Annotated in this window: 17 protein-coding genes; 1 reads left to right on the forward strand and 16 read right to left on the reverse strand. The window is 67.2% G+C overall.

The window, feature by feature from the left end; translation table 11 throughout:
- Positions 1-29: 29 nt before the first annotated feature.
- From ASF06_RS05795 to infA, 11 genes are all read right to left on the reverse strand, one after another.
- A complete protein-coding gene (locus ASF06_RS05795; RefSeq protein WP_055944617.1) occupies positions 30-884 on the reverse strand; it encodes an SDR family oxidoreductase in 855 nt (284 codons plus the stop codon).
- Positions 885-922: 38 nt separating this feature from the next.
- Complete coding sequence (glmM, locus tag ASF06_RS05800) at positions 923-2,287, reverse strand: phosphoglucosamine mutase (RefSeq protein ID WP_055944620.1); 1,365 nt, start codon at positions 2,285-2,287, stop codon at positions 923-925.
- 41 nt (positions 2,288-2,328) lie between these two features.
- Positions 2,329-2,829: a 30S ribosomal protein S9 gene (rpsI, locus tag ASF06_RS05805; RefSeq protein WP_044440056.1), complete on the reverse strand. Its 501-nt coding sequence runs from the start codon at positions 2,827-2,829 to the stop codon at positions 2,329-2,331.
- Positions 2,830-2,879: 50 nt separating this feature from the next.
- Positions 2,880-3,326, reverse strand: a complete 447-nt coding sequence (rplM, locus tag ASF06_RS05810; protein WP_055927154.1) for a 50S ribosomal protein L13 — start codon at positions 3,324-3,326, stop codon at positions 2,880-2,882.
- 209 nt (positions 3,327-3,535) lie between these two features.
- The gene (gene truA, locus ASF06_RS05815) at positions 3,536-4,381 is read right to left on the reverse strand and encodes a tRNA pseudouridine(38-40) synthase TruA (protein ID WP_055944623.1); all 846 of its coding nucleotides are present in this window, start codon (positions 4,379-4,381) and stop codon (positions 3,536-3,538) included.
- Between the two features lie 93 nt (positions 4,382-4,474).
- Positions 4,475-5,038 carry a 50S ribosomal protein L17 gene (rplQ, locus tag ASF06_RS05820; protein WP_055944626.1) on the reverse strand — a complete coding sequence of 188 codons (564 nt, stop codon included), beginning with the start codon at positions 5,036-5,038 and terminating at the stop codon, positions 4,475-4,477.
- A gap of 56 nt (positions 5,039-5,094) precedes the next feature.
- Positions 5,095-6,084: a DNA-directed RNA polymerase subunit alpha gene (locus ASF06_RS05825; protein ID WP_055927145.1), complete on the reverse strand. Its 990-nt coding sequence runs from the start codon at positions 6,082-6,084 to the stop codon at positions 5,095-5,097.
- Between the two features lie 151 nt (positions 6,085-6,235).
- Positions 6,236-6,634: a 30S ribosomal protein S11 gene (gene rpsK, locus ASF06_RS05830; protein WP_044440047.1), complete on the reverse strand. Its 399-nt coding sequence runs from the start codon at positions 6,632-6,634 to the stop codon at positions 6,236-6,238.
- Between the two features lie 51 nt (positions 6,635-6,685).
- A complete protein-coding gene (gene rpsM, locus ASF06_RS05835; RefSeq protein WP_055778034.1) occupies positions 6,686-7,060 on the reverse strand; it encodes a 30S ribosomal protein S13 in 375 nt (124 codons plus the stop codon).
- A 144-nt stretch (positions 7,061-7,204) separates the two neighbouring features.
- Positions 7,205-7,321: a 50S ribosomal protein L36 gene (rpmJ, locus tag ASF06_RS05840; protein WP_044440044.1), complete on the reverse strand. Its 117-nt coding sequence runs from the start codon at positions 7,319-7,321 to the stop codon at positions 7,205-7,207.
- Positions 7,322-7,406: 85 nt separating this feature from the next.
- Positions 7,407-7,628 carry a translation initiation factor IF-1 gene (infA, locus tag ASF06_RS05845; protein ID WP_022883252.1) on the reverse strand — a complete coding sequence of 74 codons (222 nt, stop codon included), beginning with the start codon at positions 7,626-7,628 and terminating at the stop codon, positions 7,407-7,409.
- A 168-nt stretch (positions 7,629-7,796) separates the two neighbouring features.
- On the opposite strand from infA, the gene ASF06_RS05850 reads away from it, so the two are divergent.
- Positions 7,797-8,360, forward strand: a complete 564-nt coding sequence (locus ASF06_RS05850) for a CDP-archaeol synthase (protein ID WP_055944629.1) — start codon at positions 7,797-7,799, stop codon at positions 8,358-8,360.
- On the opposite strand, the gene ASF06_RS05855 is transcribed toward ASF06_RS05850, so the two are convergent.
- Genes ASF06_RS05855 through ASF06_RS19665 form a run of 5 tightly spaced genes read right to left on the reverse strand, consistent with a single transcriptional unit; the run spans position 8,347 to position 13,309 of the window.
- Entirely contained in the window at positions 8,347-8,964 is a 618-nt protein-coding gene (locus tag ASF06_RS05855) for a hypothetical protein (protein ID WP_055944632.1), read from the reverse strand. The two genes, ASF06_RS05850 and ASF06_RS05855, sit on opposite strands and share 14 nt — an antisense overlap.
- Entirely contained in the window at positions 8,961-9,467 is a 507-nt protein-coding gene (locus ASF06_RS05860; RefSeq protein ID WP_157439095.1) for a hypothetical protein, read from the reverse strand. Before ASF06_RS05860 ends, ASF06_RS05855 begins: the two co-directional genes overlap by 4 nt.
- Entirely contained in the window at positions 9,455-10,069 is a 615-nt protein-coding gene (locus tag ASF06_RS05865) for a CDP-alcohol phosphatidyltransferase family protein (RefSeq protein WP_055944638.1), read from the reverse strand. Before ASF06_RS05865 ends, ASF06_RS05860 begins: the two co-directional genes overlap by 13 nt.
- Entirely contained in the window at positions 10,056-12,473 is a 2,418-nt protein-coding gene (locus tag ASF06_RS05870; RefSeq protein WP_055944641.1) for a PEP/pyruvate-binding domain-containing protein, read from the reverse strand. The genes ASF06_RS05865 and ASF06_RS05870 overlap by 14 nt, the downstream gene beginning before the upstream one ends.
- On the reverse strand, positions 12,470-13,309 hold the full coding sequence (locus tag ASF06_RS19665) for a hypothetical protein (RefSeq protein ID WP_055944644.1): 840 nt from the start codon (positions 13,307-13,309) through the stop codon (positions 12,470-12,472). Before ASF06_RS19665 ends, ASF06_RS05870 begins: the two co-directional genes overlap by 4 nt.
- Positions 13,310-13,311 lie beyond the last annotated feature (2 nt).

Genomic DNA, 13,311 nt, shown 5'->3' on the forward strand with positions numbered 1-13,311 from the left:
GCGCCTCAGCGTCTCAGCATCTCGGCCTCTCACCTCAGCGAGAAGCCGCCGTCGCTCGTAAGCACCTGGCCGACCATCCACCGGCCCTCGTCTGAGACGAGCCACGCGATCAGGCGGGCGGGGTCGCTGGGCAGCCCGAAGCGACCGAACGGCATCGATTGCAGCACGTCCTCCTTGACCTCGGCAGATCTGTCGGTGGGCGCGTCGTCGAGATATCCCGTGTTCACCGGGCCCGGGTTGACCGTGTTCAGCAGGACCCCCCGGGTCAGGAGCTCGGCGGCGACCGTCGGCGTGATGCCCGCAAGAGCCGCCTTGCTCGTGGCGTAGGCCACCTCCCCCGGCATCGGACCCTCGTGCTGCCCGGAGGTCATCCAGATCACCCGGCCCGTCGCGCCCTCGTCGATCGGACCGAACGAGTCCGGGGCGAACTGTTCGGCGAAGTGACGGGTGAGCAGCAGCGTCGAGCGCGCGTTGACCGACCAGTGGGCGTCGAGGCCCTCGGGCGTCATGTCGAAGATGGAGCCGTCCCCGCCGCTGCGCGCGTGATTGCAGATCAGGATGTCGAGCCTGCCGAGCGCGTCGACCGCTGCATCGATGAGGCGGCGCGGGGCCGTGGGCTCCGCGAGGTCGAGGCCCCAGTCGCCGAAGTCCGCACCCGGGGTCAGCGCCGAACGCACTGCGGCGCGAACGGAGTCGATGTCGTCTGCGCCCCACGGCTGGTCGGCATCGTGGGGAGAGAAGTGCTGCACGAAGACGCTCGCCCCGAGTTCGGCGAGCCGTCGGGTCACGCCGAGTCCGATGCCTCGGCGACGCGACACCCCGGTGACGAGAGCCGTGCGACCGGCCAGAGGCAACGACGATGTGCGTTCGGCAGACGTGTGCATGCCGCCAAGGCTACGCCGGGCGTCCGCTCAGCGGCGGGTCAGAGCGAGAGACGCTCGCGAACCACATCGGCCAGGCTGTGGGCGATGCGGTCGGCGGTGACCTGGTCGGCGGCTTCGACCATCACGCGCACGAGGGGCTCCGTGCCCGACTTGCGCAGCAGCACGCGTCCGGTGTCGCCGAGTTCGGCCTCTGCGGTACGCACGGCCTCGGCGAGCACCTCGTCGGTGTGCACGGCGTGGTGGTCGACGTTCTTCACGTTGACCATGATCTGCGGGTACACCGTCATGACGCTCGCCAGCTCGGCCAGCGTCTTGCCACGCCAGGCCATCTCGGCGACGAGGTGCAGGCCGGTGAGAATGCCGTCACCCGTCGTGCCGAAGTCGCTCATGATCACGTGGCCGGACTGCTCGCCACCCAGCGAATAGTTGTGGGCGTTCATCTCTTCGAGCACGTAGCGATCGCCGACGCTCGTCTGAAGAACCCGGATGCCGTTCTGCTTCATCGCGACGAGAAGGCCGAGGTTGCTCATGACCGTGGCGACGAGGGTGTTGTCGCGAAGGGCCCCCCGCTCGTTCATGCCGATCGCGAGGATCGCCATGATCTGGTCTCCGTCGACGATTTTGCCGTCGCGGTCGACGGCGAGGCAGCGGTCGGCGTCGCCGTCATGGGCGATTCCGACGTCGGCCCCGTGAAGCAGCACGGCTTCGGCGAGCTTGTCGAGGTGGGTCGAGCCCACGCCGTCGTTGATGTTGAGGCCGTCTGGATCGTCACCGATCACGGTGACGCGCGCCCCGGCATCCGTGAACACCTGCGGCGAGACCCCGGCTGCCGCGCCGTTGGCGCAGTCGAGCACCACGTGCAGGCCGTCGAGCCTGTGCGGGAGGCTGGCCAGGAGGTGGATGACGTAGCGGTCTTCGGCATCGGCGAAGCGCCGGATGCGGCCGACGTCTTTGCCCGTGGGCGCCTTCTTGGGGCCCGACATGGCGGCTTCGATGCGGTCTTCGACCTCGTCGGGCAGCTTGGTGCCGCCGCGGGCGAAGATCTTGATCCCATTGTCGGGAGCGGGGTTGTGCGATGCCGAGACCATGAAGCCGAAGTCGGCATCGATGTCGGCGATGAGGAATGCGATGGCCGGGGTGGGGATCACTCCCGCGTCGAGCACATCGACGCCGGAGCTGGCGAGCCCGGCGGCCACTGCCGCGGTGATGAACTCGCCCGAGATCCGAGGATCGCGTGCGACCACCGCAACAGGACGCCTCCCCGTCGCCGCGCGAGCGGCCGCACTGCGCCCCTGGCCGAGGACCACCGCGGTGGCCTGGGCGAGGGAGAGTGCGAGGTCGGCGGTGAGATCGGCGTTCGCGAGTCCGCGAACGCCATCCGTGCCGAACAGACGGGGAGGCATGTGTGTTGCTGAGTTCTAAAGCAGTCGACGAACGACTGCGATTAGCGCTTGGAGAACTGAGGAGCCTTGCGGGCCTTCTTGAGACCGGCCTTCTTGCGCTCCTTGACGCGTGCGTCGCGGCTGAGGAAGCCCGCCTTCTTCAGCGTGGCGCGGTTGTTCTCTTCGTCGATCTCGTTCAGCGCGCGGGCGATGCCGAGGCGAAGCGCTCCGGCCTGGCCCGAGGGGCCGCCACCGGAGATCTTGGCGACGACGTCGTAGCTGCCGAGCAGGTCGAGCACCTTGAAGGGATCGGTGATGAGCTGCTGGTGGAGCTTGTTCGGGAAGAAGTCGGCGAACTCACGGCTGTTGACCGTGATGGTGCCGGCACCCGGAACGAGGCGCACGCGGGCGATGGCCTGCTTGCGACGGCCGACGGCCGCTCCTGAAACGGTGAGCGCGGGGCGCGGGGCTGCCTGTGCGGCGGCCTCGGCGGGCGTCTCGGTGGAATAGCTCTGCTGCTCCTCGGTGGGAGCAACGTCAATCTGGTCTGCGATCTTCGCCACGATGGTTACGAATCCTTAGCTTGTCTTAGAAGAAGTGTCTGGGCCGGTCGCTACTGGGCGACCTGGTCGAGGGTGTACGGCGTCGGCTGCTGGGCAGCGTGAGGGTGCTCGGAGCCGGTGTACACCTTGAGCTTCGTCAGCTGGGCGCGACCGATCGAGTTCTTCGGGAGCATTCCGCGAACCGCCTTCTCGATGGCACGAGTCGGGTTCTTCTCGAGGAGCTCGGCGTACGTCGTCGAGGACAGTCCGCCCGGGTAGCCCGAGTGGCGGTAGGCCAGCTTCTGCGCGAGCTTCTTACCCGTAAGGGCGACCTTCTCGGCGTTGATGATGATGACGAAGTCACCCATGTCCATGTGGGGGGTGAAGGTGGCCTTGTTCTTGCCGCGGAGGATGACCGCGGCGTGGCTGGCGAGGCGGCCGAGGACAACGTCTTCGGCGTCGATGATGACCCAGTTACGGGTGACCTCGCTGATCTTGGGGGAATAAGTGCGCGTCACAGTAATACTGCTTTCTTTGTCGAAATGAGGAGTCCGTGAAATCCCACTCCGGTGGCGTGTTCCTTCGGCCGATACATGATCGGCCACAGGCAAGAAGCCTGGGAACACGGCCCGTGGAGGGCTCAAGTTCGGGCGCCACACGAAGCTGCGTGGACACCAAGAATCGAGACTAGCCTATTTGCGGCCTCACCGCGACTGCGGGGCGCGCGTCAGCTACGTTTTGCTCTGGTCTGCAGGGCGCGGGCGGCGAGACCGGAGGCCTCGGGGTAGCCCACTTCGCGCAGAATCAGGCCACGCGCCGGCATGACTTTGAAAGCACTCGTGCGCTCGAGCGCATCGCTCAGCGACACGAGCGCGCTCGTGTCGAAGCGCCCCTCCCCCACGGCGACGCAGGCGCCGACCAGCGCCCGCACCATGCTGTGGCAGAACGCGTCGGCCTGGAGCTTCGATACCAGAACGCCCTCGTCGTCGCGCTGCCAGGTGAACGACTGAAGCGACCGGATGGTCGTTGCGCCCTCCCGCGGCTTGCAGAACGAGGCGAAGTCGCGCAGCCCGAGCAGGCTCTGCGCGGCCTCGTGCATCAGGTCGACATCGAGAGATCCGGTGTAGGCGGCCGTGAAGGTGCGTTCCAGCGGATTGCGCTCGGTGGACGCATCGGCGAGGCGATACTCGTAACGCCGCCACGTGGCGGAGAACCGCGCGTCGAAGCTCTCGGCGGCCCGCTCGCTCGTCGTCACCACGACATCCGATGTCGAGCCGAGCACGCCGTTGACACGCCGGGCCAGGGCCTCCGGCGCCACCCGCGCGGCCTGGGCCGGCGTCAGATCCAGGTGGGCGACCTGGCCGGTCGCGTGCACCCCGGCATCCGTTCGACCGGCGACCACCAGCATGGGCGCGGGGCCGTGGCGGTGATAGATGGTATCGAGAGCATCTTCGAGAACCCCCTGCACGGTGCGGAGCGTGGGCTGCTTCGCCCAGCCGGAGAAGCCCGTGCCGTCGTAGGCGATGCCCAGGCGCACGCGAACGAGGTCGTCGGCACTCGGTACGAGCGTCATGTCACTTCTCCGGTCGGTCATCGTCAACGAGCATAGAACGAGAGAACGCCCCGTCATCCGAGTGGATGGCGGGGCGTTCGCAGGTGGTGCTGACTACTTGGCGTCGTCGGCCTTGTCGGCAGCGTCGGCCTCGACCTCGGCGGCTGAGTCGGTGACGACCTCGTCTTCGACGGGCGCGCTCTCTTCGACGGTCTCAGTCTGTTCGACCGGCACGTCTTCGACCGGGGCGTCTTCGACAGGAGCCGCGACGGGAGCGTCGGCGACCTTCTTGGACTTCGACTTCGACGGCGTCTTCACGACGGGCTCGAGAACGAGCTCGATCTGAACCATCGAGGCGTTGTCACCCTTGCGGAAGCCGAGCTTCGTGATGCGGGTGTAGCCGCCCTCGCGCTCTGCGACGAGCGGAGCGATCTCGGTGAAGAGCTCGTGCACGACGCTCTTGTCGCCGATGACGCCGAGAACGCGACGACGAGCGTGCAGGTCTCCGCGCTTGGCGAACGTGATCAGACGCTCGGCGACCGGACGCAGGCGCTTGGCCTTGGTCTCGGTGGTCTTGATGCTCTTGTGGGTGAAGAGGGCGGCAGCCAGGTTGGCGAGCAGCAGGCGCTCGTGCGCCGGTCCGCCACCGAGACGGGGTCCCTTGGTGGGCTTAGGCATGGTGTTTCTCCAGAATCAGTTCAGGTGTGTGGGGTTCGTGGGAGCGCGTCGAGCGACTAGATGTTCTCGTCGTCGTAGCCGCCGTAGAAGTGGGCTCCGTCGAATCCGGGAACCGTGTCCTTCAGCGACAGGCCAAGCTCCACGAGCTTGTCCTTGACCTCGTCTACCGACTTCTGGCCGAAGTTGCGGATGTTCATCAGCTGCGTCTCGCTCAGGGCGACGAGCTCGCTCACCGTGTTGATTCCCTCACGCTTGAGGCAGTTGTACGAGCGAACCGACAGGTCGAGGTCTTCGATCGGAACCGCGAGCTCGCTGGAGAGGACGGCGTCGACCGGCGCGGGGCCGATCTCGATGCCCTCGGCGGCGGTGTTGAGTTCGCGGGCCAGACCGAACAGCTCGGTCAGGGTGCGTCCGGCCGATGCGATGGCGTCGCGCGGCGTGATGGCGTTCTTCGTCTCGACGTCGACGACCAGGCGGTCGAAGTCGGTGCGCTCACCGGCACGAGTCGCCTCGACGCGGTAGGTGACCTTGAGAACGGGCGAGTAGATCGAGTCGACCGGAATCTGGCCGGCCTCGGAGAACTCGCTGCGGTTCTGGGTGGCGGAGACGTATCCACGACCGCGCTCGATGATGAGCTCGAGCTCGAACTTCGCCTTCTCGTTGAGCGTGGCGATCACGAGGTCGGGGTTGTGGATCTCGACACCGGCGGGAGCCGAGATGTCGGCAGCCGTGACCTGGCCCGACGCGTGCTTGCGCAGGTAGGCGGTGATCGGCTCGTCGTGCTCGCTCGAGACGACGAGGCCCTTGATGTTCAGGATGATCTCGGTGACATCTTCTTTCACACCGGGGATCGTCGAGAACTCGTGCAGCACTCCGTCGAGACGGATGCTGGTGACAGCGGCTCCGGGGATCGACGAGAGCAGGGTGCGGCGGAGCGAGTTGCCGAGCGTGTAGCCGAAACCGGGCTCCAGGGGCTCGATGACGAACCGCGAGCGGAATTCGGAGATGTTTTCTTCGGTGAGCGTGGGGCGCTGTGCAATAAGCACTATTGATTCCTTTCGGCCAGATGTCCGCTATATGACACCTGCAGTGACAACCGGGTGGCGGGCCCGGCCGGTTATTGAGTTATGAAACCACGTACAACCCGTCGATCGGAGAATGGGAAAAATCCCATTCTCCGATCGGCGGTTGGCTTACTTAGACGCGACGGCGCTTCGGCGGGCGGCAACCGTTGTGCGCCTGCGGGGTGACGTCGTTGATCGATCCGACCTCGAGGCCGGCGGCCTGGAGCGAACGGATGGCGGTCTCGCGACCCGATCCCGGTCCCTTGACGAAGACGTCGACCTTCTTGACGCCGTGCTCCTGCGCCTGGCGGGCGGCGGACTCGGCGCTCAGCTGAGCGGCGAACGGGGTCGACTTGCGCGATCCCTTGAATCCGACGGTTCCCGACGAAGCCCAGCTCAGGACAGCGCCCTGCGGGTCGGTGATGGTGACGATGGTGTTGTTGAACGTCGACTTGATGTGGGCCTGGCCCACGGCGATGTTCTTCTTCTCTTTACGACGCGGCTTACGAGCGGCCGATTTTGGTGCTGCCATTGTTTTCTCCTAAAACGTTTATGGCGATGCGTGAGGCGCGGGGGCCTCTCGCTATCGGGCCTTCTTCTTGCCGGCGACGGTGCGCTTCGGGCCCTTGCGGGTACGAGCGTTGGTCTTCGTGCGCTGTCCGTGAACGGGCAGGCCACGACGGTGACGGACACCCTGGTAGCTTCCGATCTCGACCTTGCGACGGATGTCTGCTGCGACCTCACGACGAAGGTCACCTTCTACCTTGAAGTTGCCTTCGATGTAGTCGCGCAGAGCGATGAGCTGGTCATCGCTGAGGTCCTTGACCCGGATGTCGCCCGAGATGTCGGTGTCGGCCAGAGTCTTGAGGGCGCTGGTGCGACCGACTCCGTAGATGTAGGTGAGTGCGACTTCCACGCGCTTGTCGCGCGGAATGTCTACGCCTGCTAGACGTGCCATGGTGGTGGCTCCTGTTGATGAGTGGAGGTCTGCAGCAGAACCGGTGCCGCGGCCTCCTGCCGCGGGTGTCCCCGACCGGCAAGCCGATCGGATCTGGTTCTGCTGTTGTGTTGTGAGGGTGAAACGGGTGGAGCTGGTGGCTGCTTAGCCCTGGCGCTGCTTGTGGCGCGGGTTGCTCTTGCAGATGACCATCACGTTGCCGTTGCGACGGATGACACGGCAGTGCTCGCACATCGGCTTGACGCTGGGGTTGACCTTCATGATGTTTTCCTTGTTTTCGCTGTCTTCGTACCCGGAGGATGCCCCGGGCCGTTACTTTCCAGCGATCAAATCGCTCGGATGAGCGTTACTTGTAGCGGTAGACGATTCGACCGCGAGTCAGGTCGTAAGGGCTCAGCTCCACGATCACCCGGTCTTCAGGGAGGATTCGGATGTAGTGCTGACGCATCTTGCCCGAAATATGGGCGAGTACTTTGTGTCCGTTGGTCAGCTCAACACGAAACATCGCGTTGGGCAGAGCCTCGACCACTGCGCCTTCGATCTCGATGACACCGTCTTTTTTGGCCATTACTCACTATCGCTAAAGTTATTGATTGCTGGTCGTGCGTTGGATGGGTGTGTGCGACGGGGCCCGTGGGCTCGAACGCGGCACGCCGAAAAGGGCGTACAAACACCAAAGATCGAGCTTAGGTGATATGAGCCTTTCTGGCAAGTCGATCCCGCTACGATTCAGGGGATGTCCGCCCTCCTCCTCGTCTCGCAGCTCGCCTCGCTGCTCGCCACCGTTCTCCTGCCGGGCGTCGCGCTGATCGTCGTGCTCAAGCAGGGATGGATGCGACGGCTCGCCGTTCCGATCGACGCCGGCGCCACATGGCGCGACGGACGCCCGCTGTTCGGGCGAACGAAGACCTGGCTCGGCGTCGTGATCTACGTGGGAGGGGCGGCCATCGTCGCCGGCGTACTGGGCCATCCCGACCTCGCATCCTGGGTCGCCCCCGTTCTGCGCGGCCCGCGCTCGGCGGCCATCGGCTTCGCGATCGGCGTGGCCTACGTGCTCGGCGAGCTGGTGAACAGCTTCGTCAAGCGCCGGGTCGGAATCGCCTCGAGCGTCGAGACGTCGTCGCGCTGGCGTGGCGTGCAGCGCAGTGCCGACCTGGCCGACGGCATCGTGGCCGTCTCGGTGCTGCTCGTCGCGCTCGGTTCCTCTGCCCTACTGGTCGCAGCCACCGCGGTCGTCGGCGTGGCCGTGCACGCGACCACCGATCTGGTGATGCACCGGCTGCGGCTCAAGTCGCGCTGATCGCGAGGAGCCCGGCGACGACGAACGGGATGCTGACGTTGTCGGTTCCCAGGGGCGAGTAGCGCTCCGTCACCGTGGCGAGCAGGGCAACAGCCGCGATCGCGACGACCGGGAACCCGCACAGGGCGAGCACGACGACGCTCACCGCGAGGAACGCTCCCGAGCCCCACCACGTCTTGCGACTCGAGCGCAGGTAGTCGCCCACCAGCCCGGCGGCCACGTCCGCGAGGCCGAGGATGAGCACCGCGGCCACGAAGACCGCAGTGTCGGCCTGGCCCAGCAGGGCGGCGGTGCCTATTCCGAGGGGGAGATAGACGTCTCCGAGCGAGCGCCGTCGAACCTTGTGGATGGCGGTGAAGACGTGGAAGTGACGCGAGAGCCACATCAGGGCCGCGAACACGAGCGAGAGCACGACGAAGAGCCAGACCGGCACCAGGGTGTGCACCAGGAGGGCGAACAGGCAGGCGAGAACGTGAGCGACGCGACGCGTGATCTCGGTGGGCACGTCGCGGGTGCGCACCAGGCGCTCGAGCGCGACGAACGACAGCGCGAGGGCGATCGTGGCGGCCCCGAAGACGAGGGCGCCCGAGAGTTCGACGATCACAGCCCCGGCCTCCGCCAGGTCAGATAGATCGGCGACGCCGCCGTGGTGTGCCGCGCCACCGCCGCCATTCGAGCGGGCGTCAGTCGTCGAAGCAGGAAGGTGCCCCGCGACAGCATCACGACGCCGCCCAGGCTCGCGCGCTCGAAGCCGTACGACCGCTCGAGCCACGCGGCGAACGCCGGGCGGAAGGTGACCGCGACGGCGCGCGACTCGATCTCGAGCAGCAGCGCGAGCATCCGGTCGAAGACCTCGCCCGTGCGGAATCGACGCTCGACGAAGAGGTAGCCGAGCTCGTGCGTCGCGACACCCGACCCTTCGGAGAGGAACCAGCCGACGACCCGGGAGTCGTCGATCGCGATCGCGAGGCGCTCCTGTCTGAGGGCGCGTACGAGGCGGCGTGCACTGCGCTCCGAGACCTCGGGATGCTCCCGGGCGATCGAGCGGATCTGCTCGGCCAGAGCGCGATGCATCTCGACCGGGAAGCGCGTCGCTACGTCAACCACAGGATGGCGCCCACGGCCAACGGCACGACCAGGGCGGCCCACCACGCCTGCCGACCGGTCTTGCGGATGCGGATCAACGACAGCTGCAGAACCGACAGCACGATCAGAACCACGACGGCCAGCCACGGGATCCACCCCGCCTCGGGGAAGAGCTGGGTGAGGATCAAAAAGACGATGGCGCCGAGCGACAGGTGGCACACGACGATGCCGCGGTAGTACTTGATGGGCTCGTCGTCGGTGAAGCCCTCGATGTTGAACCGGATGAGACGCAGGATGCCGGTGGCGACGATCACGAATCCGAGGGCCCAGCCGACCAGGCCGGGAATGATGTGGAAGCCCACGAGCACGGCTGCGTAGAGGGAGTAGTTGACGACGTCGATGAAGCTGTCGAGCTGCCGGCCGAACTCGCTCGAGACGCCGAGCCTTCGTGCCACGAACCCGTCGAGCATGTCGAGAAGGAACGCGCCGAGCGCGCACAGCACGCTCGCCCGCAGCGACCCCGAGATGGCGAGGCCGATCGCGATCCAGGCCAGGAGGAGGCTGGCGAGGGAGACGGCTCCCGCGGGCCCGATGGCCTTCAGCCAGTAGCTAGAGCGCGGCATCGATGTCTCCCGTTGTTCCGTTGATCGTGATGAGCTGCCCCGTTCGCAGGGCGTCGACGGCGCCCATCGCGGCGACGACGGCGGGCATGCCGAGCTCGCGGGCGATGATCGCCACGTGCGAGAGCGCGTTTCCCCGCTCCGTCACGACGCCGGCGGCCTGCACGAAGAGGAGGGTCCAGCCGGGGTCGATGTGACTGGTGACGAGGATCTTGCCCCGCACGTCGACGGTCGGGTCGAACTCGTGCACCACGATCGCCTCTGCGGTGAGGACGCCCGGGGAGACGCCCATGCCCGCGGCCATGCCCGCCGCCGTGCGCTGTTCGTCGTCACGCAGCCGCGCGGGTGCGATGAGGCCCGATCCGACCACCCGGCGCGCGAGCGAACGGGCCTCGAACGTGGTGAACTCGGCTCGCCGCCTGGCGACCACGGCGCGAGGATCGGAGTTCCACGCGTGGCCGAACACCGCCTCGTCGAGTTCCTGCTCCGTGAGCCAGAACACGTCGTCGGCCGCGTCGAGCAGCTGCGCCTCGACCAGGCGTCGGCCCAAGGCGAGATAGGCCGTGCGCGCGAGCCCGTAGACCTGGGCCCGGTTGAAGCGGAACCGCTCCCGCCAGTCGATGGCCTGCCGGGTGTTGCGGCCGATGAACCGGGTGCCGAGACGCCCGCGGATCGAGCGCGCCGTCGCATCCACCGGGGGCCGGCCCTCGGGGTCGGTGCCGAGCGCCAGCGCGAGAAGCGAGGCGTGGTCGTCGGCCAGCCGCGGGTTCTCAAGCTGCAGCTCGTCGGGCGCCCGCCCGCCGAACCGCGCGAGATAGTCGTCGATGTCGAGGCGCGTCGCCGTCCAGTCGGGCGACGACAGGATGCTGTCGGCCGTCGCATCGCTGCCATGACGGTCGCGCAGTCGGTTGCCGAGCGCGCCGAGAGCAGTGAGAGGGGCGATCGACGCCCGGTCGCTGAGGCCGTGCAGGTAGCCGAGGTAGTCGGCGTGCTGCTCGGGGCCGAAGCTGTAGGTCTTCAGCAGCCCGTGGAAGATCATGACCCGCAGGTCGTTGAACACAGGAGTCGCCCACAGCGTGAGGAGCTCGCCGCGCATGGTCTCGAGGGTCGACAGGATCGCGTCGGCCTGCAGGCTCGCCCAGTCGATCGACTCGAAGCGGTTCAGACGCTTCTGGAAGGTGCGGCTGAAGCCCTTCGACATCGAGTTCGACCGCAGCAGGAGCCAGCCGAGCCGACCCACCAGCGGCGCCATCGTGACCGCGCCCTTCAGCCCGAGCCGTCGCCGCGGCGCCTCGCCGGGCGTTCGCTGCGGCTGCAGCATCGCCGAGAAGAAGGCCTGGTTACTGCTGGGACCTGGGATCATGCGCACCATCTCGTACCAGTTGTCGATCTGGTAGTAGACGTGACCGCCCAGGTAGCCGAGCGTGTTGCGGAACACCTGCTGCTTCGCATCCAGAACCGTCTGGGCCACGCCCAGCTTGCGGAAGAAGGCGGGATAGACGCGCGAGTAGAGACCCCGGATGAAGGAGTAGGTGAGAGGAAGCGTGATGCCGGGATAGTTCTCGGCGATGTTCGTGCAGTCCCAGGCCAGCTCGTAGTCGAGCGCGACCGTGGTCTGCGGCCTGAGCTGCAGCAGGGCGAGGCGGGTTCCGCGCGCGGCCCACTCGATGTCGACGGGGCGATCGAGCCTCGTCTCGCTCTCGACGGCGATGTCGAGCAGCCGCTCGGGCGCGGGCAGGTTCGCCGGCCGGTCTGCGACCTTCGACACCCTCAACTCGAGCGCGTTCTCGCCCTCGACCGTGGTGTTGCGGGCCGATCTGCTCCACGCGAGCGTCAACTCGCCGCGGCCGTTCTCGCTGAACAGCACGCCGCTCGTCGTGCCGACGAACATCTGCTGCACGACGACAGAACCGCCGAGCTCGAGTGCTTCGATGCCGCGCGCCCGCGCGTAGGCCGCCACGCGCGCGGAGAAGAGGCTGGCCACGGAGGCGCGGATCGCGTCGCGGACCGGCTGAGGCTGCACGGGCACGTCGAGGGTCGTCACGTACTGCCCGGCGAAGGAGTGCTCGGCGCCGTCCTCCGCGAGCGCGGAGGTGCGCACGCTGACCGCACGCCAGTCCGCGGCCTCCGTCAGGGCTCCGGCGACGACGACGTCGTCGAGGGCGATGGATGCGACGAGTCGCGTCTCGCGCGCGCCGTACGCGACGTCGTCTGCGGCACCCCGGCAGAACTCGTCGACGAGAGCCTCGGCGCCCGCCTTGAGCTCCAACCAGTTCTCGACGAGTCGCTCGACGGGGAGCACGACGAACGACGGAACGAGGCCGGGGTACAGGCGATCGAGCTCGACGAGTCCGAGTGCCTTGCGACCGACGGATGCGTCGGGCGACTCGGCTGCGCGCGCGCTCACGAGAGCATCGCCGCCGCCTGCAGGGGAAGGTGGATGGCGACGACCGTCGTGACCCAGCGATCGGATGCCGGCCGCGCGAGCGCGACGCCCGCAGCGACGACCGCGATCACCGGAGAGGCGAGGCTCGCGCCCGCCGTCGTCGCAACCACTCCGCTCAGAACCACCAGCACGACCATCGCCCCCAGCGTACGGCCCCTCCCCCACACGGCCGAATAGGTGTCGAGCACGACCCGGCCCTCCGTATCGAAACGCGGGCTGAACTTGCGAGCCAGTTCGACCGACACGAAGAGGGCCGTGCAGGCCAGCACTCCCGCGGCGGTCCGCCAGCCGGGTGCTGCACCGAGCACGACCGCGACCCAGAGGAACAGCGGCAGGTAGATCGCCTCGTGCAGAACGAACGACAGCGTGAAGTGCCGCTCGAGCCGCGGTGCGGAGAAGAACTCGAAGACGGTCAGGGCGGAGTAGGCGAGAACCGGCAGGTAGAGCACGAATCCGAGCGCGCCTCCGATGAGCAGCACGCCGAGCAGCTCGACGGCGAACGCGCCCGCACCGATGACGAACAGCGTCCGCGGCGAGACCACTCCGCGCTGCACGGGACGATCGGGATACACGGCGCTGTCGTGAGCGAAGTCCTTCCACTCGTCGGTGACCCGGTAGCGCAGCAGCAGCGCGAGATAGATCACGAACAGCAGGATCACCGACGACCACGTGTGCGCACCGGTGGTGTCAGTAGTCGGCGTGAACAGTCCCACGGATGCGGCGGCGAACGCGGCCGACATGAGGGCGACGAGGGCGAGGGGAAAACGCTCGCGTAGATATATCCACGCGCCCCTCATAG

The organism is Agreia sp. Leaf244, from assembly GCF_001422695.1.
Lineage (GTDB): Bacteria > Actinomycetota > Actinomycetes > Actinomycetales > Microbacteriaceae > Agreia.